This is a genomic window from Metasolibacillus sp. FSL K6-0083, from assembly GCF_038630865.1.
Lineage (GTDB): Bacteria > Bacillota > Bacilli > Bacillales_A > Planococcaceae > Metasolibacillus > Metasolibacillus fluoroglycofenilyticus.
The window spans coordinates 3,192,352-3,213,372 of the sequence record NZ_CP152046.1 but is presented as its reverse complement, the minus strand read 5'-3'; the positions used below and the strand labels follow the sequence as shown (position 1 = coordinate 3,213,372).

Below are 21,021 nucleotides of genomic sequence, written 5' to 3'. Positions count from 1 at the left end.
TTAGGCTATTCTGAAATCGGATAGAACTATACAACACTCTGTGTTTATACGACTTCAACATCTAATGTATCAACCCTAATGATTATTTTGATTAGGCTATTATATGTTTTTATATATCTCTTTTATTTGTAATTCTTTTCTATCCCAAAACTCTAATGCTAGTAGCATGTACCTAATAACATCATGACCGGTTTTAATGAGACATTTACCTTCACGAATCATTCTATTAATAAATTCCTTGTCATTAATTAAATATATTTTTTCACAGTATTCATAAATATCTTCAAACGACTTTAAATATTCCTTAAGAGTTTCCTTGTTTGATCCAGCGTTTGTTAAAATATACGAATCATCTTTTTGTACATCCTGTAATTCGTAATAGCTATTTAGGTAAGCAATAAAAGTATCTGCCCTATCCAGAGAAGCATAAACACCATTATTTAGACACCATCCTTTAAACCCCTGCATATCACCTTTAGTCTGCATTAATGAGAAATTGACTAGTTTATGATGGGTTTCTCTGCATTCTTCCAAGAGACTCATTGAGTATTTACACATTCTTGAACCTTCCTCGTATTTTTCTTCTATCATCCTCTTAAAAATCGAATACTTTTTTGGATTGAAATTAAAATCGCAATCTCCTGATAGATTTGCATTTTCACCTGGATACGTATCACCTAACTGATATTTTATTAAATTATTTCCGGATAGTAAATAATATCTATTATCGTATGGCCATCTTTCTTTAGGTTCATTATAATAAGTTTTATTTTTATAATTGCATAATACTAGACTCTCCAGATTTTCTAAAGTATATTGTTCCGATATTTTACAAACCCCATTTTCATTAAAATACACCTTGCGATAATGTTCCCAAGCCTCTAAAGAAGAGTCTGGATGAAAATTCGTATTTTTACCATCTACGCTACCTTTATCTGTTACTGACTTATTAATAAAATTCATTTTTGCATCCTCCTTTAAATCATTGCTTTATCTTTGAACTATACTTACTACTTTTTCTCTGACCCCCATTCTTGCCTTTCACAACATTACTTCTATTGATTTTTTCCGACTGCACCGCTTTAAATCTTTCTTCAGAAATAATAGGAGGATGGCTATTTTCAGATAAATAGTGCACCTCATGGTCTCCCTTATCTAACAATCTCACAATTCCTATATATTTCTCATTACTTAGCATTACATCAATTGTCCTTTTGCTCCAGATGTCTTTTCCAGTTGGTGTTTTAATTCCTCGTTTTTCTAACTCTCTCTTTATACCAATAATGCTAAGCCCGCCTAAATACAGTTCAAAAATTAATCGAACATTTTTAGCTTCATCTTCCTTAATGATCAGTTCTCCATCTGTATCATTTTCATAGCCATAACATTTTCGGTTATATAATTTTGATGTGCCTTGTGCTGCATGACGTCTATAACCCCATTTAATATTTTCACTACGGGATTCATTTTCTGCTTGGGCAATGGATTCAATAATGGAAATCATCAATTCACTATCTGTATCGGATGTATCGAGTCCTTCCTGTTCAAATATGACACGAACTCCATGTTCTTTTAGTTTATTCAGTGATTCTAGCACCTCAACTGTATCACGACCAAAGCGACTAATATTTTTAGTGATAACAATTTCAACATTTTTAGCATGACAATCTTCTAACATACGATTAAATTCTTTTCTCTTTGAACCAGATTTTCCTGATGCAACATCTATATAAGTATCGACAAGCAACCAATTCGGGGTTGTGACTGTTAACCTAGTAAGTGCAGATACTTGGTTTGTTAAACTATTTAATTGTTCCATGCTATTTGAACTGACCCGGCAATAGATCCCTACTTTCTGTTGACGTTTGACAGGCATTGGCGGAATGAAATGAACCTTTCTATTTTCAGACATTGTCTTTATCCTCCAATAATCAAATTTAGACTAACCATATTTAATATACTTTTCGCAATATTGATTAGTCTAAATATAACATGAATTATCCCAGTTATCTATCCTGTCAACTCTCCTATTCAAAATCTGATCTGTCAACTCAACCCTAATTTTCAGCCTTTCTAACCCCAATAACAAAAAAAGGTTCCACCCGTTTATTCACTTAAAATAAACATAGACGAAACCCTATAAACCTTATTATATCAACTCTTTAACTACACTTATTCATCCACCCTAGACATCAATGCTACCACCTCAACATGGGTACTATGCGGAAACATATCAACAGGCTGGATTTCCTGTGTTTTATAACCACCATCCTCCAAAATCCTTAAATCACGCGCCAATGTGGCAGGGTTGCATGATACATAGACAACGCGCTTTGGTTTTTGTTCGATAATTGTGTTTAATAGTGCTTCATCACAGCCTTTGCGTGGTGGGTCAACAACGAGCACGTCTGCCTCCTTGCCTTCCTTGTACCAGCGTGGAATGATTTCCTCGGCTGGACCTGCTTCGAAGTAGGTATTTGTGAAACCATTTAACTCAGCATTGCGCTTAGCATCTTCAATCGCCTGTGGCACAATTTCTACACCCATAACTTGCTTTGCCTGCTTTGCTAAAAATAGCGAGATTGTTCCGATGCCACAATATGCATCAATGACGCGCTCATTGCCTGTTAGCTGTGCATAGTCTAGCGCCTGCTTGTAAAGTACCTCTGTTTGTATCGGATTCACTTGATAAAATGAGCGCGCTGAAATTTCGAAGCGTACATCTCCAATTGTATCTTCAATTACATCCTTACCCCATAATGTAGTTGTTACATCGCCAAAAATAACATTCGTTTTATTTGGATTAATGTTTTGGACGATTGATGTAACATTTGGCAGTAGCTCCCGAATTTTTGCGACTGCTGCCTCCGCTTGTGGAAACTTATGTGCCATTGTTATGAGTACGACCATTACTTCATTTGTTGCACGCGCTTTACGAATCACCACATGACGTAGCATTCCTTTATGTTTTTCTTCATTATAAGGGGAAATTCCTAATGCGATTAATGCGTCCTTAAAGTCAGTCATTATGATATCCGCCTCAGCTGTTTGAATCAGGCAACGGTCCATATCGACAATCATATGTGATTTCGTTTTATAAAAGCCTGCGATAGGCATTGTTTCCCCCTGAGCAAAAGGAATCTGCGATTTATTACGATAATGCCAAGGCTCATCCATCCCTTTTACAGGTAATACTGGGGCGTCAATTTTGCCAAGGCGCTTCATCACATTTTCAACCATGCGCTGCTTCCATTTCAATTGTCCCTCATAAGACAAATGCTGAAGTTGACAGCCTCCACATTGTGCAAAATAATCACAAGGGGCCGCCACACGCTCAGTTGAAGGTTCAAGTATATCAAGCACTTTCGCAAAACCATAGTTCTTCAATACTTTCAGCACATGTACTTGCACAAGCTCCTCTGGCAATGCACCTGCGATAAATAATGGGAACCCCCCAACCTTTGCTACCCCATTTCCATCATGTGTCAAATCCTCTATCGTAACTGTTAAACGGTCATTTTTCTTTACTGGTGCTGTCATTATATATCCTCCATTTCAATGCCTTTATTGTAGCATGCAACCTACTCCGACAAAAGAATTGTGTAAATTGCTAAATTGTGTGTAAATTGTTTGCGTGCCTGGCACCGAAATTTGTTTGTGTGCCTGACACCGAAATATAGTATAATAGAAATAGCACCTTTAGATTAACTTTCCAAGGAGTATTGAGTAAAATGGCTGTATTAATAATCGGCTCCCTTAGTAATGATGTCCTTAGACTACAAAAATATTTCAAGCGTATAGAACTAATGAATATCCATTGCTTTACAACAGCTGAAGCTGCGATTCAATTTGACCATCTATTCTTAAAAGATGACATACAAGTAATTGTTTATGATGCCAAGTTAACTTTAAACAATTGTGAAGAGCACTGTCAGAAAATTGAGGCTTTAAAGGAGTGGAGTGGTGCGCCTATCCTACTTTCTACCTCCTATGAAAAGCCGATAATTCTTGACAGATTGTTTGAAGTGGGCATTTTTGATTTTATTTTAAAGCCGTTTGACTTTACTCACTTTAAAACACGTGTTCATGTAGCATTGAAATATTACGCAGAGACAAGGCTGCGTAAACAGCATCAATATAAATTAGCAAAAGATTTAGCAATTGCAAAAAATGTGCAGAAAAATGCCTTACCTCCAGCGTTGACTCTACCTCATATTGAATTAGACGGGATATATGTTACTTCGCAGTCGCTTGGTGGCGATATGTATTGTTGGTTTGAGCTGAATGATGATTTAACAGCCGTTATTTTATTTGATGTAATGGGACATGGCATTGCAGCATCGCTTATTACAATGTCTATTCGCTCCTTATTAAAAGGTATAATAACGAAGCTAATAGACCCCGTGTCAGTGATGAAGGAGCTTAATGCTCAAATTTATGAATTATTTTCTACAGATGATTTAGACAATTTTTTAGTAACTGCAATTTATATGTTAATTGATAAAAAAAATCGCACATTGCAATATGTTAATGCCTCTCATCCCGCAGGTGTATTATTCGGCAAATATGGAGAAACTGTTGCGTTAGCAGCAAACTCACCTATTCTTGGGCTATTTCCTGCTATTCAAGTAAAGGCAAAGCGAGTGCGATTAACGGGCTGGCATCGAATTATTTTATATACGGATGGACTACTCACTTTACATGATGACCAAGAGGTCGATTTAAGCTTCTTCCATTCCTACGCATCTCAAAATAATAGCTATGCACTGCAAAAATTTGCTCAAAAATATGAATTAACAGACCAACAATTCGAGGACGATGTAACAGTTGTTTCAATTACAATTACATTATAGGTGTGGTGATGTTTAATGGAATTTATGCTTAGCATAGCACCGAATCAGCAATCGATTTTTTTTATTGATCAAGTAATGGAAAATTATACGCAGCTCTATAACATTTCAGATGCTCGCGATATTTGCTTTGTCACACATGAGCTTGTCATTAATGCAGTGGAAGCGATGAACAAAGCTAATAGGCAAGAGGATATTCAATTACACGTTTTATCAAATGATGAGCAAATAAAAATTACGGTAGCTGATTTTGCGGAGGGGATACCACAGGAGCAATGGCAATCCATTCTTGAACCAGATTTAGGAGAAATGTGCTTTTCTGACCGTGGACGGGGTTTCTTCTTCATCATCCATATGGTTGATAAATTATGGTTTGAGCAATTACCTTCTTCGCAATTTTTAGTTGGTATTAAAAAAAGTTTAATAGATTAAATATTACTGGGGGCTATACATAATGAAGTGGTCAATTCGTAATAAAGTTAATATCGTTATTTTTTCCTGTATTTTATTATTGGCCTGCATTTTGGGTGCGGTGAACTATTATGTGACAAAGAAAAACCTATTAGAAAGTGCCAATGAAAAGCTCGTATCCGACGTTCAATTAAGCTATTACTCTCTCGATTCTAGCATTCCGGGCGATTGGGACATCGTAAATGGAAGCCTTTACAAGGGCTCTGTTAGCATGGAAGAAAACTACGAGGTACCTGACCAAATTGGTGAACTAACAAACGGCAATGCAATGTCTATTTTCCTACATGATACACGTGTCTCAACAAATATTATTGAAAACGGAGAACGTGCATTAGGCACAAAAGTTTCTGATGCCGTTGCTGATGTTGTATTAAATAAAAAAGAACGTTTTCTTGGTACAGCTACCGTTTTAGGAGAACCATTCCAAGCCGCATATGATCCGATTTTTAATAAAAATGGAGAGGTAATTGGGATTTGGGCTGTAGCCGTCCCAACTGCTCCGTATACAAAAATTGCTGCAACCTCTGCCATTGAAAATATTGTGATTTCTTTAGTAGTAGCCGTAATCATCACAATTGTTATTGGCTTTATTATGCAGCGCCTTATTGTTACACCAATCAATATTTTACGCAATAACGCTAATGAATTAGCAAACTTAAATTTAAAGGTCGACCTACTAAAAGCAAAGGGCAATGATGAAATTGCCGATTTGGCGATGGCATTTAGCAATATGAAAGAGCGTTTAACAGACACTGTCACAAATGTAGCGCAAAATGCCAATGAAATCGCAAACTCCTCCCTTGCTTTAGCAGAATCATCTCAACAAACGAATGAGGCATCAAGTCAAATTGCTACAACGATGAATGAAGTAGCAGCAGGCATTACAACACAATCCGAGCAGGCAGAGCAAATCGTTAGCATGATGCGCGATACAATTAACCAAGTAGAAAATAGCTTAACGAGCGCTGAGCAAAGTCTTGCTAATGCACATGAATCAACAGTTATTGCCCATGAAGGCGAGGCGGCTATTAGCAAAGCAATTCAACATTTAAGCACTGTAACAGAAACAGTCAGCTATGCAACAGATTCTATTCAAAAGCTTGGTATGCGTTCTGAGGAGATTGGTGGGATTATTACTGTCATTACTGATATTTCCGAGCAAACGAACTTGTTGGCACTAAATGCTGCAATTGAGGCAGCAAGAGCTGGCGAACATGGAAAAGGCTTTGCGGTTGTTGCATCAGAAGTACGTATTTTAGCCGAACAGTCGAAGGAAGCAGCGCAACAAATCACAGAGCTTATTAAAGACATTCAGGCTGAAACAGCAGTAACAGTCCGCACGATGGAAAGTAATTTATCTGCCGTAGAAGAGCAGGTTGTTATTATTAATAAAGGTGGCGAAGCCTTGAAAGATATTGTTGAGAAGACAAGTACAACAGAGACTGGCGTGGCACAAATGAAAAATGCCTTTGCAAATGTCAATACTAATTCTCACAATGTCCAAGATGCCATTTATAATATATCTGGAATTATTGAAGAATCTGCGGCTGCTTCAGAGGAAATCGCAGCTGCTTCAGAAGAGCAATATGCAACAGTAGCTGAAATGGCTGAAAGCACAGCAAATTTAGCAACGATTGCTGACCGTTTACGAGATGAAGTGAATAAATTCCAGTTTTAATAGGAGGATGAAGGACGATGGAACAAAAAGCAGCGACAATGCAAATAACGAGCAAGCCTCACTATATTTCCATAGCATTTTCTGGAAGTCTAGAATACGGCTTAATTGAGGACATCAAAAAACAATTGCAATCACAAAGCTTTCAAACAGAGCTTGGCTTTATTTTAAATATGAGTCACGTAAAAAACATTGATAGTACAGGCTTTGGAATGATTGTCAATTTCGCAAAAAAGGTTTCAATACAAAATCAAAAAATCGTTATTATCGTTGTAGATAGCTTTGTTCGTAAACTTTTTGCTATTTCACAATGCGATAAAATATTCCCTATTGTTGATAATGAGGATGCCGCGCTAAAGGTCATCCAAGGTTCTAGCGATACCGAATTATCCATAAACGAATACTAAAATGAGGGCGTCCCCTAAGCCGTGCAGTTGCCGACTTAAGGGACGCTTTCGGTTGTGTTGTTTTAAGGAGCGACTTTGAGTGAATTGCAAGGGCTTTCTTTGAAAACGGAAGGAAACACTGGTTTTGACGGTGTTCATCTTAAGTAAAAGAAATCCTTACTTTTACTCATCCGTGGGAAACTATGTTGATAGGCTAAGTTTTCCTTTATATAAGGTCTAGCAGATCTTGCCTCAATAAAAAACTAAAATTTCCCGCCGCTTCCGCTATAGGAGTGACCGCCGCCTGTTGTGCCACCTCCACCACTTCCACCTCCCGAATTACTTGAAGGTTTTTTCGTTTTTGTAACGGTTGTGCGTAAAAAGCGGTCATGTTTTTTTGTAATGCCTGAGCCATTCGGATTAAAGTAATCACGCTCAGTAGTGGTCATTCTTCCTCCTGAACTATAAGCCATTAGACCGACGATAATAGCTGCTAGTAAAATAGCTGCCCCCAATTGAAACCACCAACGGAAGAGGATGCTATTTGGCCCGTAGCCCATATATTCATGTGAAGCAATAATAAAATGACGGAATGCCCCATAATAATCTCCATTTGACAAGCTCGGTGTTAATTCCTCGCGAATGACCGATAAACGCCCATCGTCTAAATAAACCTCAGCCTTTTTGAAACCTGATAGGAAAACATCGCGCTCCTGCATATCAATGGACAGCATCGCCGTATTGCCATGTGGCTTATTATAGCCTGGCGCTTCATTATCATAAAAGTCTTCCATGTAACCCCTAATACCTTTACCATTTGTCCCATCGACCGTTAAAATAAGAAAAGCGGTTTTATAATCCGCGCTAAGCTCCTTAGCTAAGCTTTCTAATTCCTGCTTTTCCTCCGCTGTTAAAAGATTGGCATAATCGAAAATGTATTGCGTTTGATTAGTAGATTCAGCAAATGCAGAGGGCTGCCACAAGGTAACTAGTAAAATAAAAAATGCGAAACATTTTTTTAGCATACTCATAAATAGCCCTCCCCAACCAACGTTGCAATCACTTTCAATATAATGAAAGTGCTCGCTGCAATTCCGCCAAACCAAGCAGCAGCCTTCCCCTTACTAATAGGTGGCTTACCTACTACTTTTCCTGTATAACCATTCATTGCAAAAATATATTCTGAATTATTATAGTCATGGTAAATCATCCATACAGGCAACAGTACATAGGCACTATTTTTTTGATTTATATTAATATCCTTCATTTTATAACTGACTGTACTATAATTTCTCAAATCGCTCTTAATATAATTATCTACATATTCTTGAACTCGTTTTTCTACACGCGGTAGCATCTCTTTATCTGTATAATTATATTTCTCTGCAATATAACCTGCTAAATAAGGTGTTTTAAAATCCTTCAGCTCATGAAAAGGGAATGGCTCAATTTTATCCATTAATTCATCATTCATTTTTTCCGAGGCATCTGCCGGAATTTTTGAATAATTCAAGTTAACTTCGCGCATAACATCAAAATAGCTTGTTTCCGTATAATTATAATCACCTTTAGAGTATGTACGTACTACTGTGCCAACCGCCTTCACCTTTGCATGACTATTTATATCATAAAGCCAAAATGGCACGTACATCCCTGTAATTGTTTTTACACGCTCTGCCATGGCAAATTCCTTGGGCATTAGTAACCCCCTGCCACACCATTTTTTAAAAGCCTTTACTGCCTCTTTTTCACTTATTTTAAAGGGGATGACTTTGGACGGAGCTAAATTACCCGATAAACGATCCGCAATGACTACAGCTGACTGACAAAAGCTACAGTTCGTTGCTGTCGTTTCTGCCAATGTAATTAACACTGCCCCACAGTTATTGCAATGGTACTCCTTTGCCTCATCTTCCGCAAAGGTTGTCTTAATTAATTCCTCAGGATAATTTTCAATTGTATCCTCTCTGCCGCAGCTTTGACACGTAAGTTTTCCTGTATCTGCATCGAAGCTCATATTCCCAGCACAGCTTGGGCATGTGTAATGTAAAATCACTACCTTCCCCCCTTTTGAAATTTACTTGTTTTAGTCATTATAATCTACAATACATAGAAAAAAATAGAGGGCTGAAAGAAAAATAGAATTGTCCTGCTTTCTGAACAGCCATCCTTCTTGACGCAAAAGAGCTGCCTCAAAATTGCTTTTCAGGCAGCTACTTTCCCGCATTTCACTATACGCGATCTTCTTCTCGAATTTCTTCGATTGGAACAAATATTTCAATATGGCGTTTCAAGTTTTGGAAAACAGCTGGCGCATCGCCACCGTATTCACCATCTAAGTTTAAATGTACTCCCTCATCAGAGGATACAGTTACCCTGCTCGCTTTTCTATAAATAACATGAGGGTCATTTAAGTGCTCACCGCGCAATGCTAATGAGGCTATTTTAATAAAATCAGGAATTGAACACTCCTTCAATATCATTACAGTAAATAATCCATCGTTAATAGAAGCATCTGGTGCAATTTTTTCAAAGCCGCCAACAGAATTCGTTAAGCCACATAGAAACATCATCGCATTTCCGTCGAAAACTTCATCATCGATTTCGATTCTCATATGCGTTGCTTTAATTGATGGAATCATTTCAATGCCTTTTAAATAATAGGCAAGCTGACCAAGCACCGTTTTCATTTTGCTCGGTACCTCATACGTCAACTCAGTAATACGACCACCTGCTGCAATGTTGATAAAATAACGCTCATTATTCAATAAGCCTACATCTACAGGCAATGTATCGCCATTTATAATAATATCCACAGCCTCGTCAATTTTACGCGGAATATGGATGGCACGTGCGAAATCGTTTGTTGTCCCCATCGGAATTAAACCGAGGCGTGGGCGCTTGTCAAACCCACTAATTCCCGCTACCACTTCATTTAACGTGCCATCGCCACCTACTGCGATGACAATATCGAACTCCCGTTCAACCGCCTCTTTAGCAGCTGCTGTTGCATCCCCTTCACAAGTTGTTGCATGACAGGAAGTTTCATAGCCTGCTAATTCTAGTTTTTCTAATACCTCTGGTAAATGCTTTTTAAATGCCTCGCGACCAGAAGTTGGATTATAAATGATTCGAGCTCGCTTCATCTCTTTAACCATCCTACAAATTTATATTTTCTTCTACAACATTGTAACGTTTTTTTGAATATAAATGTTGCCTATAGGATTGTCGAAATTGCTTTTTTAAAATCTTCATAAACATATGTCCAATTTGTGCTGTCCTCTACATACTGATTACGCATATTGACATACATCGCTTTTTGCACCTCTTCAAATGTTGGGTCTTCCTTATCTGGCAATTGTGCACGAGCGTCCATTACAAATTGCTGTAGCTCTGGTGCTCTTGGCCCCCATTTTCCAATCACTTCCCCTGCTTCATTCAACAGTAAATAAATCGGAATGGCACGACCACCGTTCGTTAAATATTTGTCGATTAAATCTGTATCTGCATCGCGTAATGTTGCACGCATCTCTATGCCTGCCGCCTCCGCTACTTTACGTACAATCGGATTGTTTAGCATGGCATCTCCACACCAGTCCTCGGTAATCGCTAAAATATGCACATTGCTATTTTTTAATTGCTCAATAAACGCTTCATTCGGTACAGCAAATTTGTCATAGATAGCAAAACTTTCATCTTTCAATGTCGACATCTCGTCCATGTATTGCTGGATAGAAACCGCCTCTTCAAAATATTGTTGTTCTGTTTTCATTTTGAGATTCCTCCCTAGTGCTTTTATTTTCTATTGTGCATCTTTTGCTAGTTTTTCACAACTAATTGACTCTCACTATAATAAGATTTCTTAACAACTTGAATAATTGATATATCAATTATTATAGCTATTTTGACGGTATAAAGAACAATATACCAAAAATCAACTATATTAATCTAAAAGATGTATAATTCTAATCGACATCTCAAGATATTTTGTACTCTACTGAAGATTGAGAAAGAAATATTATTACTTTATAGTTAATATAATAGTATACGAATAATTCTTTGTGACAAAAGTAAAACAAGGAAAAATAAGTTATAACAGTGCAAAAACAACAAAATAACCAGTGAATATTCTCTATTCTTTAACAAATAATCAACAAAATTATTCAGAAGGCTGCTTATAGTCGGTAATATATAATTTCATATGATGGCTTGCTGAAGGAGATACATAAACAGTTGAATTCAGATGGTGCGGAGGAAAATGCATATTCGATTATTGCTCATTGGAACTGGAAGGTACTAAATTATTTTAGAAGATTGAGAATGGTGATAACAATGATTGAAGTAATTAGAATACCAGATGAAGATCATCAAGCAGCAACAAAAAATCGCAACAATATTGAACTGCACTCCCATTGTTAGACACATCTAATAATTGGAGTGCAGTTTTTATATGTTGGTTTAATATTTAAATTAAAAAACATATTTTCTATTTATCAGGAAACTACACCATTTGCATTGCATATAAAATCTGTATTTAATGTGTGATAACTTGTAAGACCAAGGTAACTTAGACTTCCACCAATTGTGAATGTATAAGTTCGACCAGCATCAATGATTCGAGCATCTACTCCTGTTCTAGAAAAAGTACCTTTTGAAGCAGTATTGCTTAAACTAGCATAGCCCGTAAATACTTGTCGACTACCAGATAATTGTGTTGTAAAGTATGCTGATACTGTTATATTAACAGACGTTGAACCATGGTTAATACCAATCGTATGTGCTGCATAGGAAGTTGAGAATGGAATTATTTCATTTGAATGATTCTCAATGTTAACAGCGTTAGCTTGTGTTGCATCGATTGCTCTTTGTTTAAATATTTCTAGTGAAACCCAATCTTCTTCCCTGAAGTCATTAATTGGAGTAACTTCAATATCTACTAGACTGTCTCCCCATTGAACTGTGGATTTTACTTCATTTAAAATTTCAACATATTGTTGATGTAGTTCTTCTTTTTCTTTTTGACTTAACTCAGCTGCTAACACTTTACCATTGTTTGTGATAAAGAAAATGCAAGTGATAGCGAAAACAGTTGTGAAAAATTTGTAAATTACCATTGATTTATTTCCCATTTTATCCTTCTCCTCACTTTTTATAATAATTAAATAATATACTTTTTTCAATATTCTGTCAATAAAATGATATAGAAATTTTGAAAATCCATCCATTTTAATTAGTTATTTTTTCAATAATATTTAGTTCTACATCTAAAATTGAGATTAAAAAGCAGTAGCAGCAGGAGCAATTAAATTCTAATATTTTGCTAATTCATCAACCTATTGATTATTAATTTGCTCAAGTAACACTAAGAGAAGACATGTCAAATAAACGCTATCACTAATATATGAACTACATCTCAATTGTTTCATATATTAAGTTATAGTTTTCCTATAACCAAATTTAGTGTAGAAGGCAAATTGAAAGCTGTTTTAAATTATTTAACCAGAATGAAAGTAATTTTTTTGACATAAAAAAACTCCCCATTCAGTCCAGGGCACTGAAAAACCTACGTTTTTTTGACGGTTTAGTTGTTCAAACAAAAATAAGGCACTTTCCATTCAATCACGAATAGAAAGTGCCTTATTTCTTCGCCTATTACTTACTCTTTTTCGTTTAGTCATTTCAATGAAGAGTGTCATTCTTGTGATCAGAGGTATTCTAGTTGATTGGAATGGAGGTGGCGACCTGCAGGAACAGCACGTGCGGAAAATCCAATGATCTGCGCCGCCGTTTAGGTGCAGTTCATTTAGTTGGAGCCGTGCCCGCGGAAAGCGTCCACCGGAATGGAAATCAACGACATCGAAGAAAAGGGCATGTTGGAACGAATTTTCGTTCCAACATGCCCTCCCTATGATTCAATGACTTTTTCAGTGCCCTCTCCAAAAAGTCGTGCATTGCCGGCATTTTGGACAGGAGCGAGGAGGTTTCACAAAATGTTGATTCATTTAAACAGAAAACGCCTCTTTTAAAAATAGGATGAACATTGATTTTAGCAGTGTACTCCTTCAGTAAAAGGGAATACATGAAAACATTGATTTCAATGCGGTGTCAATTTTCGGACAACTCCTACTGTTTTACATCTTATACAAATGACAGGCTACTTCGTGCCCATCCTGCAAGGTAACAAACTGTGGCTGCTTTTCTTTGCATATTTCCATACAAGAAGGACAACGCGTATGAAAAGCACAGCCTATTGGGGGATTCTCTGGGTTAGGTAGCTCCCCTTTTAACTCTTCTACTTCTCCTGTTTTTGGATGGATGGAAGGAATAACAGATAATAACGCTTTTGTATATGGATGGGAAGGATTCGCATACAACATCTTCTTATCAGCTATTTCTACAATTTTCCCTAAATACATAACTGCTACTCGATTGCTAATATGTTTTACAACACTCAAATCATGAGATATAAAAATATATGTTAGTCCTAGCTCCTCCTGTAAGTCTTGCAGCAAATTCAGTACTTGCGCTTGAACTGAAACATCTAATGCCGAAACTGGTTCGTCTGCAATAATTACATCTGGCTTCAAAATTAATGCTCGAGCGATGCCGATTCTTTGGCGTTGACCTCCGCTAAATTCATGTGGATAGCGCTGTGCTACCTTTCTACTCAAGCCAACCTTTTCTAACATTTCATAGACTTGTTCCTTTGATTCTGTGTTGTATAGACCATGTAATTTTAAAGGCTCCGATACAATTTGATAAATCGTTTTTCGTGAATTAAGTGAAGCATATGGGTCTTGAAAAATCATTTGGAATTGCTTGCGAATGGATTTCATTTCTTGAAATTTTAATTTTGTAATATCTTTCCCATTAAAATAAACTTGACCGCTTGTTGGTTCAATCAACTGTAAAATTGTTCGACCTAAAGTAGATTTTCCACAACCTGACTCTCCAACAATTCCAAGTGTTTCACCACGATATAAATTAAACGATACATTATCTACCGCTTTGACATATTGCTTACTACGACGAAAAAGAGAGCGGGTAACAGGATAATGCTTTTGAATATTTTTTACTTCTACAATTTTATCCATTAGTTGTCCCCTCCTTCATTGCATCATCAAAAAGCCAGCAATTAACAAAATGTTGATTGTCTATTTTATATTTTGCTGGGGAATGCAGATAACAATTTTCACTTGCAAAGGAGCATCGATTTGCAAAGCGGCATCCTTGCTGAATTTCCCCTGGCTGTGGAACCATCCCAGCTATCGTTTCCAATCGCTCAATTTCATTATCTAAAGTAGGAATAGATTGAATGAGCCCCTTTGTATAAGGATGCTTTGGATTCGAGAAAATTTGCCGAACAGCCCCCTCCTCAACTACTTCCCCAGCATACATAACGATTACTCGATCACATACTTCCGACACAACTCCTAAATCATGCGTAATAAGTAAAATAGAAGTTTGATATTCCTGCTGTAGTTTCTTCATTAAAAGTAGAATCTGTCGTTGGATTGTAACATCAAGTGCTGTTGTTGGTTCATCTGCAATTAATAAATCAGGTTGACAAGACATCGCCATTGCAATCATGACCCTTTGCCTCATCCCCCCTGATAGTTGATGCGGATAGTCACGCATGATTTGCTCTGCTCTAGGTATACCGACTTTCTTTAGCATTTCTATACTTTTTTGAAATGCTTCCTTTTTACTAACTGCTTCATGTGCGCGTATCATTTCAATTAGTTGAAAGCCTATTGTAAATACCGGATTTAAGGAGGTCATAGGGTCTTGGAAAATCATTGCTATTTCTTTACCACGTATTTTTCGGTAATTCTCTTCAGAAAAATGTACTAGATTACTTTCTTTATATAAAATCTCACTGCCTTTATCTATTTTGCTAAACTGCTGAGGGAGCAACCCTGTAATAGCTAGCGAAGTCACGCTTTTACCACAGCCTGATTCACCTACAATGCCTAACATTTCACCTTTTTTCACTTGAAAGCTTATACGATTAATCGTTTGAATATATCGCTGATTTTTCAAAAAGGATACCGAAAGATTATTTACTTCTAGTAAATTAGCCATAATGCTCACCTTCATATCATTTATTACTTGCTTTGTCCCTCATAAATTGCAAAACTAAGCGGTCAATATAGCCCTGCTCTTGAAATCTTTCATCAAAGTTTTCAACTAATTGATATTCTTGCAGTTTGCTATAAAATTGCTCGTCGGATAAATTTTTTTCATTCACATACTTTAAGTCGTATAATAGCTGATTAATTTCCTCCTGCAACGGCTTATCAATTGTTAATAAATCCTCTTCCTTTGTTCGATTAAAATATAGACAATGCAAATCATATAAACGAAGAAGCTCTTTTACTGGCTCCTCATGGTCGTCTACCCTTAAATCGACAGCTTTATCATTGTAACCCCCATAGCTCCCGTTCTCCTTAGCAATAAGTAAACTAGCTGACTGTTTCCCTCTAGCGTCTCCTCCAGCTTTATCACCAGCTAGCAATGCCTTGAGCAATCGCTCTGCTAGTGTACCATTTGACTGAAATGCTTCTACCATCTCTTCAACAACATTTTCTCCCGCTAAAATATTGCCTTGAGCCGCAAAATTGACGCCATGCTTTCCACCAGCCCATGCATAGCTGTGTCTTCCTGTAAATGATGCACTACCACCTTTCGCATCCACAATTCCAATTTGTCGATACTCCTTTTGTTCATCATCTTTTATAAGCTGCTCTATAGCTTGTTCAGGTGTAAGCCCCTGCTCCAATAAAGCTAGCCCATCTGGTCCATAGCTTAAATTTGCCCAAGATTGAGTGGCGATTGCTCCAACCCCCGCTTTCGCATAGGGAACAACTGCACCAACAGCTAGAAATTTTGAAGCTACAGCTATGCCCAGCTCTCCTGTCATAGGGTCAAAGCCAACAATCGAAAATGTATTTAATTTTATATTTTTGTTCATTTTTTTCACCTCTTATTTTATTTTAGGGTCAAGCGCATCTCTCAACGCATCTCCTAATAAATTGAAGCATAATACAACAATAAAAATACATACACCGGGAATTAAGCTTACATGTGGTGCCATTCGAATATACTTTTGCCCTTCGCTAAGCATTACTCCCCACTCTGCTTGGGGTGGCTGGGCTCCTAGCCCTAAAAAACTCATACCTGAAGCAGCCAAAATCATCCAGCCAACATCTAAGCTTATGGCAACAATTAATGGGGGTAAACTATTCGGCAAAATATGATGAAAAATAATATGAAAATGATTCGCACCTAAAGCCTTTTCAGCCATTACAAATTCCATTTCGCGAAATTGTAATGTACTGCTTCTAACAATGCGAGCATAGTAAGGTATACCTACTATACTAATGGCAATCATCGTATTCATTAGACCGGGTCCGAGTGTAGCTATAATCGCAATCGCTAATAAAATATAGGGAAAAGCCATTAATATATCTATAAATCGCATAATAGTAGAGTCTAGCCACTTGCCAAAATAACCTGCAATCAAACCTAAAATTGTGCCGAAAAACAAAGCAATCGCTACAGCAAATATCCCCATGCTAATGGATACTTTTCCTCCATGCAACACCCTACTAAAAATATCTCTACCTAGCTCATCTGTACCTAGCAAATGATTCTCTGCCCCTATAGGTTGCAAACGATTTCCTACACTTGTTAAATCAGGATCTTGAATGGGTAAAATTGGAGATAGATAAACTGTTAATAAAATAATGATTAAGATGCTTCCGCCAACTAAAGCGGTCTTATCCCTTACTAGCTTTTTAAAAGCAATTTTCCACGGACCGTCAACTTTTTCTCGCACTCCTTGTTCATATACATTATGGTGTTGATTAGACATGTTCTCCCCCCTTATTTGTACGAAATTCGCGGATCAATTAAGGCATATAAAATATCGACAATTAAATTAACAATCACATATGTTGTCGCTACAAATAATATAATGCCTTGTACAAGCGGGAAATCCCTTGCTAAAATACCATCAATCATCAAAGTACCTATTCCCGGCCATGAAAACACTTTTTCTATTAGTACAGCTCCGGCTAATAAAAAGCCGATTTGCATCCCAATTACTGTAATAACAGGGATGAAAGCATTTTTTAATGCATGCATAAAGATTACGCGATATTCCTTTATTCCTTTCGAACGTGCAGTACGGATGTAGTCGTTTTCAAATACTTCTAACATACTCGAGCGTGTCATTCTTGCTATGACAGCCCCTACTCCAGCTGACAGGGCAATTGATGGTAAGATAAGATGCTTTATTAAATCTGCTGTTGAATCTATCCCTGGAGAATTCATACCTGAGATTGGTAATAAATTCAACTCAAGCCCGAAAAGAATTTGCAGTAGTATTCCTAGCCAAAAAACAGGTAAACAAAAGCCGATTAAAATCATAATCATCAACGTTCGATCAATGAAGGTATACTTTTTATACGCTGAAATGATACCTATGACTACGCCTGATACAATTGCTAAAAAGGCACTTGATAATGTCAATAGCAATGTTGCTTTAAAGCGCTCAACCACTAGAGGAAACACATCCATTTTAAGTTGAATGGACCTCCCCCAATCGCCTAAAAAGATATTACCAATCCACGTAAAATACTGTTTTAAAAAAGGTTCATTCAACCCTAAATCTTCTCTCAATTTTTCAATGGATGCTTCAGTTGCTTTTGGTCCTAAAATAATTTTTGCTGGGTCTCCGGGAGCCAAATACATAATTGCAAAAACAAGAAAAGACACTCCAAGCAGTACAGGAATTAATCCAACTATCCTTTTTAAAATATATTTCGCCATTAAAGAGCCTCCTTGTTAAAATAAAGCAGCCTTATACGAAAAAAATTTAGTAATAAGGAGGCTGTCTGAAAGGTTTGTTTCTACGTTTACTGGTCGCAGAAAACAAGGCTAACACATCCCCTCTCAGACAGCTATATTCTATTCAACTTTATTTAATCTTTGCATTACTAAATCGGAATACACCTGTCGGATGTAGCTTAAAATCAACTAAATTTGGATTTGCTAAGACAATTTGTTTTTCATAATCTAAAACTAACCACGGTGCTTCTTCCATTACAATTTCTTGTACTTTTTCATACATTTTTGTTCGTTCTGCTTTATCTGAAGTAACCCTAGCCTCTTTCAATAATTGATTTACTTCATCATTGTTATAGTAGGAATCATTAAACCCTTTAAGTGGCCATTGCTCTCCACTTAATAAAATATATAGGAAGTTATCAGGGTCACCGTTATCACCAATCCAAGACATTTGATGTAAATCCATTTCCGCTTCTTCTATCGGCACAAAAACTTTATCTAAATATGTGCCCCACTCAAATGTTTGAATGTTTAGCTTCACCCCAACTTGTGCCAAATCAGCTTGGATTGCAGCAGCCATTACTTGTGGCTGTTGCATACCTGAGCCCGATTCTGGAATCCAGTAATTTACTTCAAAACCATCAGGGTAGCCTGCTTCAACTAATAACTCTTTCGCTTTCTCTGGGTCATAAGGGTAGTTTTTCACATTTGGATTATGCCCCCAAACATTTGGTGGAACCGGGCTATTGGCAAGCTCACCTGTACCTTGAAGCAAACTATCAACAATAGCCTCCTTGTTTACAGCGTAATTAAATGCTTGGCGAACTTTCACATTATTAAATGGCTCCTTCTGTGTATTAAAAGCTGTCCACCACACATGCATACCAGCATCCTCAATTTTTTGTACTTTATCGCTGCCTTCGAGACGTACTAAATCATCAGGTGGCACATTCACGATTAAATCGATATTGCCCGATTCCAATTCAGCTAGCCTTGTTTGCGCTTCGGAGATTGGCTTGAAAATTAATTTCGAAATTGTCGGCTTATCTCTGAAATGCTCCTCGTTTTTTTCTAAAATTACTTCTACTCCCGGATTCCAGCTAACAAATTTATATGGACCTGTACCTACAGGATTTTTAGTGAAATCCTCTTGATATTTTTCAACAGCTTCTGGACTAACAATACTTGCAGAATGCATTGCTAGATTACTTAAAAATGGCGCAAATGGCTCATTTAAAACAATCTTTACCTCATATTCTCCTAACACTTCAACTTCTTCTACCATTCCAAATGTAAAATCAGCATATGCATATTGACCTGTATGATGCATCGGATGATTTTCATCTATTTGCCGTTCAATGCTAAACTTTACTGCATCCGCATTAAAGTCTGTACCATCATGAAACTTTACATCTTTTCTTAATGTGAATACATACTCTAATCCGTCATCAGAAATATTCCATTTTTCAGCCAAACTCGGCTCTATTTCTGTACTTCCGTCTTTAAATCGAACGAGTTGATCATAAAGCTCCATTGCAGCTCTGGACGAGTTATAATCAGATAATTGATGCGCATCAAATGATGTAGGTTCTGCTTCCAAGCCAATTACTAGTGTATCCTTATTTGTGTTGGTTGCCGCTCCATCACTACTTTGCTTATCATCGTTAGAACATCCCGCGAAAATAACAGCTAAAAAGATTAAAAAAATGAGTTTATTTAATTTCACAAATTTCTCCCCCTTTAGTTTATTGCACATATCATATAAAAAAATGAGACTAAAAAGTTGAACTTTTTTAATCTCATTTTGCACTTTATTAATTTAATTTGAATATTCTGAAATTTAAAAGATAATAAATGACATTCATTGCGATAAAAATACTTAAAATTGTAATTCCATTAAATTGACAATAATAAATTACACTACCAGCTACTACACCAATTATTAATAAAAAAATTTTTTGTTTATCAAGCCAAGTTATCGTTGGACGCTCTAATAGTAAATTAGATAAAAAAGAAGAAATTATACTAATAATGAGCATGCCAGAAAAAATAATAAAATAAAACTTAGGAATTTTATTGCTTAAAAAATGGATAATATAAAACTGAAATGTTTCATAAGGTATTCTGTCCGTAATCGCTACTAACGTCATAGTTGAGGAAGTTAAAATGAGTGAAAAACCTATTAGGCCTATAATAATCGGATTAGAAAATGAAAACTTGCTTTCAAACATTGAAATTAGCGCAATCGTTTTTAGAAAAACATATACAAGAACAATACAAAAGATAGTGATTGCACCTTGCTGCTCCCAATGAACAACTGCTGGAAAATAATGCAGTAAATTATGATATACCGTTTCGAGCCCCCTTTGTAAATAAATGAAGTTCGATATACCAACAGTAAAAATAAAAATATTTGCGAATCCTATGATGCTTATTAAATTTCTCCTTTTGATGAGAGAATGCTGAAAACGTCTATATAAAAAATAAAAAATAACTAACAATGCACTAAATAATAAAATATGTAAAATTTCCAGCACATTTAATAGCAGCAATAATAAATAGGTCGTAATAATCGTTGTCTCGGCAATTACAATAGGATAAGCAAAGTTTGAAAAATTTTTTCCAATATAATAACGTGATGCTATGTACGCCATACATACACCGATAATAAAGGCGGCTCCTATGATTGGTCCCGTTAACACGCCTAATTGATGCACAGTGTCTGTTGATATTAACAAGAGAAACGGAAATATAAAACCACTTAATATAACAAATAAATGCATGT

The 21,021-nt window shown here is 36.5% G+C and carries 20 protein-coding genes; 5 read left to right on the top strand and 15 right to left on the bottom strand.

Annotated elements, in window-relative coordinates; genetic code table 11:
• Positions 1 to 99: 99 nt before the first annotated feature.
• From MHB51_RS15050 to rlmD, 3 genes are all read right to left on the bottom strand, one after another.
• Positions 100 to 963: a hypothetical protein gene (locus MHB51_RS15050; protein WP_342558494.1), complete on the bottom strand. Its 864-nt coding sequence runs from the start codon at positions 961 to 963 to the stop codon at positions 100 to 102.
• Positions 964 to 982: 19 nt separating this feature from the next.
• On the bottom strand, positions 983 to 1,912 hold the full coding sequence (locus MHB51_RS15045; protein ID WP_342558493.1) for a recombinase family protein: 930 nt from the start codon (positions 1,910 to 1,912) through the stop codon (positions 983 to 985).
• 260 nt (positions 1,913 to 2,172) lie between these two features.
• Positions 2,173 to 3,540: a 23S rRNA (uracil(1939)-C(5))-methyltransferase RlmD gene (gene rlmD / locus MHB51_RS15040; protein ID WP_342558492.1), complete on the bottom strand. Its 1,368-nt coding sequence runs from the start codon at positions 3,538 to 3,540 to the stop codon at positions 2,173 to 2,175.
• 191 nt (positions 3,541 to 3,731) lie between these two features.
• On the opposite strand from rlmD, the gene MHB51_RS15035 reads away from it, so the two are divergent.
• Genes MHB51_RS15035 through MHB51_RS15020 form a run of 4 tightly spaced genes read left to right on the top strand, consistent with a single transcriptional unit; the run spans position 3,732 to position 7,403 of the window.
• On the top strand, positions 3,732 to 4,853 hold the full coding sequence (locus MHB51_RS15035) for a SpoIIE family protein phosphatase (protein ID WP_107943603.1): 1,122 nt from the start codon (positions 3,732 to 3,734) through the stop codon (positions 4,851 to 4,853).
• Between the two features lie 15 nt (positions 4,854 to 4,868).
• The gene (locus MHB51_RS15030) at positions 4,869 to 5,282 is read left to right on the top strand and encodes an ATP-binding protein (RefSeq protein ID WP_107943602.1); all 414 of its coding nucleotides are present in this window, start codon (positions 4,869 to 4,871) and stop codon (positions 5,280 to 5,282) included.
• A gap of 22 nt (positions 5,283 to 5,304) precedes the next feature.
• On the top strand, positions 5,305 to 6,999 hold the full coding sequence (locus tag MHB51_RS15025; RefSeq protein ID WP_107943601.1) for a methyl-accepting chemotaxis protein: 1,695 nt from the start codon (positions 5,305 to 5,307) through the stop codon (positions 6,997 to 6,999).
• Between the two features lie 17 nt (positions 7,000 to 7,016).
• Positions 7,017 to 7,403, top strand: coding sequence for an STAS domain-containing protein (locus MHB51_RS15020; RefSeq protein ID WP_066164628.1), 387 nt, complete (start codon positions 7,017 to 7,019; stop codon positions 7,401 to 7,403).
• Between the two features lie 242 nt (positions 7,404 to 7,645).
• Here MHB51_RS15020 and MHB51_RS15015 read toward each other — a convergent pair whose 3' ends face one another.
• The 4 genes from MHB51_RS15015 to MHB51_RS15000 form a co-directional block, all read right to left on the bottom strand.
• Positions 7,646 to 8,413 (bottom strand): TPM domain-containing protein, encoded by a 768-nt coding sequence (locus MHB51_RS15015; protein ID WP_342558491.1) that lies wholly within the window; start codon positions 8,411 to 8,413, stop codon positions 7,646 to 7,648.
• On the bottom strand, positions 8,410 to 9,438 hold the full coding sequence (locus MHB51_RS15010; protein ID WP_066164625.1) for a TFIIB-type zinc ribbon-containing protein: 1,029 nt from the start codon (positions 9,436 to 9,438) through the stop codon (positions 8,410 to 8,412). The genes MHB51_RS15015 and MHB51_RS15010 overlap by 4 nt, the downstream gene beginning before the upstream one ends.
• Positions 9,439 to 9,613: 175 nt before the next feature.
• Complete coding sequence (locus MHB51_RS15005) at positions 9,614 to 10,528, bottom strand: diacylglycerol kinase (RefSeq protein ID WP_066164622.1); 915 nt, start codon at positions 10,526 to 10,528, stop codon at positions 9,614 to 9,616.
• A gap of 71 nt (positions 10,529 to 10,599) precedes the next feature.
• On the bottom strand, positions 10,600 to 11,154 hold the full coding sequence (locus tag MHB51_RS15000) for a thioredoxin family protein (protein WP_342558490.1): 555 nt from the start codon (positions 11,152 to 11,154) through the stop codon (positions 10,600 to 10,602).
• A gap of 437 nt (positions 11,155 to 11,591) precedes the next feature.
• Here MHB51_RS15000 and MHB51_RS14995 point away from each other — a divergent pair, with 437 nt between their 5' ends.
• A complete protein-coding gene (locus MHB51_RS14995) occupies positions 11,592 to 11,801 on the top strand; it encodes a hypothetical protein (RefSeq protein ID WP_342558489.1) in 210 nt (69 codons plus the stop codon).
• A 74-nt stretch (positions 11,802 to 11,875) separates the two neighbouring features.
• On the opposite strand, the gene MHB51_RS14990 is transcribed toward MHB51_RS14995, so the two are convergent.
• From MHB51_RS14990 to MHB51_RS14955, 8 genes are all read right to left on the bottom strand, one after another.
• Positions 11,876 to 12,562, bottom strand: a complete 687-nt coding sequence (locus MHB51_RS14990) for a hypothetical protein (RefSeq protein WP_342558488.1) — start codon at positions 12,560 to 12,562, stop codon at positions 11,876 to 11,878.
• Positions 12,563 to 13,513: 951 nt separating this feature from the next.
• Positions 13,514 to 14,476 (bottom strand): dipeptide ABC transporter ATP-binding protein, encoded by a 963-nt coding sequence (locus MHB51_RS14985; protein ID WP_066164615.1) that lies wholly within the window; start codon positions 14,474 to 14,476, stop codon positions 13,514 to 13,516.
• Positions 14,469 to 15,467 carry an ABC transporter ATP-binding protein gene (locus tag MHB51_RS14980; protein WP_066164612.1) on the bottom strand — a complete coding sequence of 333 codons (999 nt, stop codon included), beginning with the start codon at positions 15,465 to 15,467 and terminating at the stop codon, positions 14,469 to 14,471. Before MHB51_RS14980 ends, MHB51_RS14985 begins: the two co-directional genes overlap by 8 nt.
• Before the next feature lie 16 nt (positions 15,468 to 15,483).
• Positions 15,484 to 16,356, bottom strand: a complete 873-nt coding sequence (locus MHB51_RS14975) for a DUF1028 domain-containing protein (protein WP_342558487.1) — start codon at positions 16,354 to 16,356, stop codon at positions 15,484 to 15,486.
• A gap of 12 nt (positions 16,357 to 16,368) precedes the next feature.
• Positions 16,369 to 17,259: an ABC transporter permease gene (locus MHB51_RS14970; protein ID WP_066164608.1), complete on the bottom strand. Its 891-nt coding sequence runs from the start codon at positions 17,257 to 17,259 to the stop codon at positions 16,369 to 16,371.
• An 11-nt stretch (positions 17,260 to 17,270) separates the two neighbouring features.
• Entirely contained in the window at positions 17,271 to 18,218 is a 948-nt protein-coding gene (locus tag MHB51_RS14965; RefSeq protein ID WP_066164606.1) for an ABC transporter permease, read from the bottom strand.
• A 148-nt stretch (positions 18,219 to 18,366) separates the two neighbouring features.
• Complete coding sequence (locus MHB51_RS14960) at positions 18,367 to 19,962, bottom strand: ABC transporter substrate-binding protein (protein WP_342558486.1); 1,596 nt, start codon at positions 19,960 to 19,962, stop codon at positions 18,367 to 18,369.
• Positions 19,963 to 20,050: 88 nt separating this feature from the next.
• Positions 20,051 to 21,019, bottom strand: a complete 969-nt coding sequence (locus tag MHB51_RS14955) for a hypothetical protein (protein ID WP_342558485.1) — start codon at positions 21,017 to 21,019, stop codon at positions 20,051 to 20,053.
• Positions 21,020 to 21,021: the final 2 nt, after the last annotated feature.

Coding starts and splice junctions, on each gene's coding strand:
- MHB51_RS15050 (WP_342558494.1), bottom strand. CDS start 963: ATGAATTTTATTAATAAGTCAGTAACAGATAAAGGTAGCGTAGATGGT.
- MHB51_RS15045 (WP_342558493.1), bottom strand. CDS start 1,912: ATGTCTGAAAATAGAAAGGTTCATTTCATTCCGCCAATGCCTGTCAAA.
- rlmD (WP_342558492.1), bottom strand. CDS start 3,540: ATGACAGCACCAGTAAAGAAAAATGACCGTTTAACAGTTACGATAGAG.
- MHB51_RS15035 (WP_107943603.1), top strand. CDS start 3,732: ATGGCTGTATTAATAATCGGCTCCCTTAGTAATGATGTCCTTAGACTA.
- MHB51_RS15030 (WP_107943602.1), top strand. CDS start 4,869: ATGGAATTTATGCTTAGCATAGCACCGAATCAGCAATCGATTTTTTTT.
- MHB51_RS15025 (WP_107943601.1), top strand. CDS start 5,305: ATGAAGTGGTCAATTCGTAATAAAGTTAATATCGTTATTTTTTCCTGT.
- MHB51_RS15020 (WP_066164628.1), top strand. CDS start 7,017: ATGGAACAAAAAGCAGCGACAATGCAAATAACGAGCAAGCCTCACTAT.
- MHB51_RS15015 (WP_342558491.1), bottom strand. CDS start 8,413: ATGAGTATGCTAAAAAAATGTTTCGCATTTTTTATTTTACTAGTTACC.
- MHB51_RS15005 (WP_066164622.1), bottom strand. CDS start 10,528: ATGAAGCGAGCTCGAATCATTTATAATCCAACTTCTGGTCGCGAGGCA.
- MHB51_RS15000 (WP_342558490.1), bottom strand. CDS start 11,154: ATGAAAACAGAACAACAATATTTTGAAGAGGCGGTTTCTATCCAGCAA.
- MHB51_RS14985 (WP_066164615.1), bottom strand. CDS start 14,476: ATGGATAAAATTGTAGAAGTAAAAAATATTCAAAAGCATTATCCTGTT.
- MHB51_RS14980 (WP_066164612.1), bottom strand. CDS start 15,467: ATGGCTAATTTACTAGAAGTAAATAATCTTTCGGTATCCTTTTTGAAA.
- MHB51_RS14975 (WP_342558487.1), bottom strand. CDS start 16,356: ATGAACAAAAATATAAAATTAAATACATTTTCGATTGTTGGCTTTGAC.
- MHB51_RS14970 (WP_066164608.1), bottom strand. CDS start 17,259: ATGTCTAATCAACACCATAATGTATATGAACAAGGAGTGCGAGAAAAA.
- MHB51_RS14965 (WP_066164606.1), bottom strand. CDS start 18,218: ATGGCGAAATATATTTTAAAAAGGATAGTTGGATTAATTCCTGTACTG.
- MHB51_RS14955 (WP_342558485.1), bottom strand. CDS start 21,019: ATGCATTTATTTGTTATATTAAGTGGTTTTATATTTCCGTTTCTCTTG.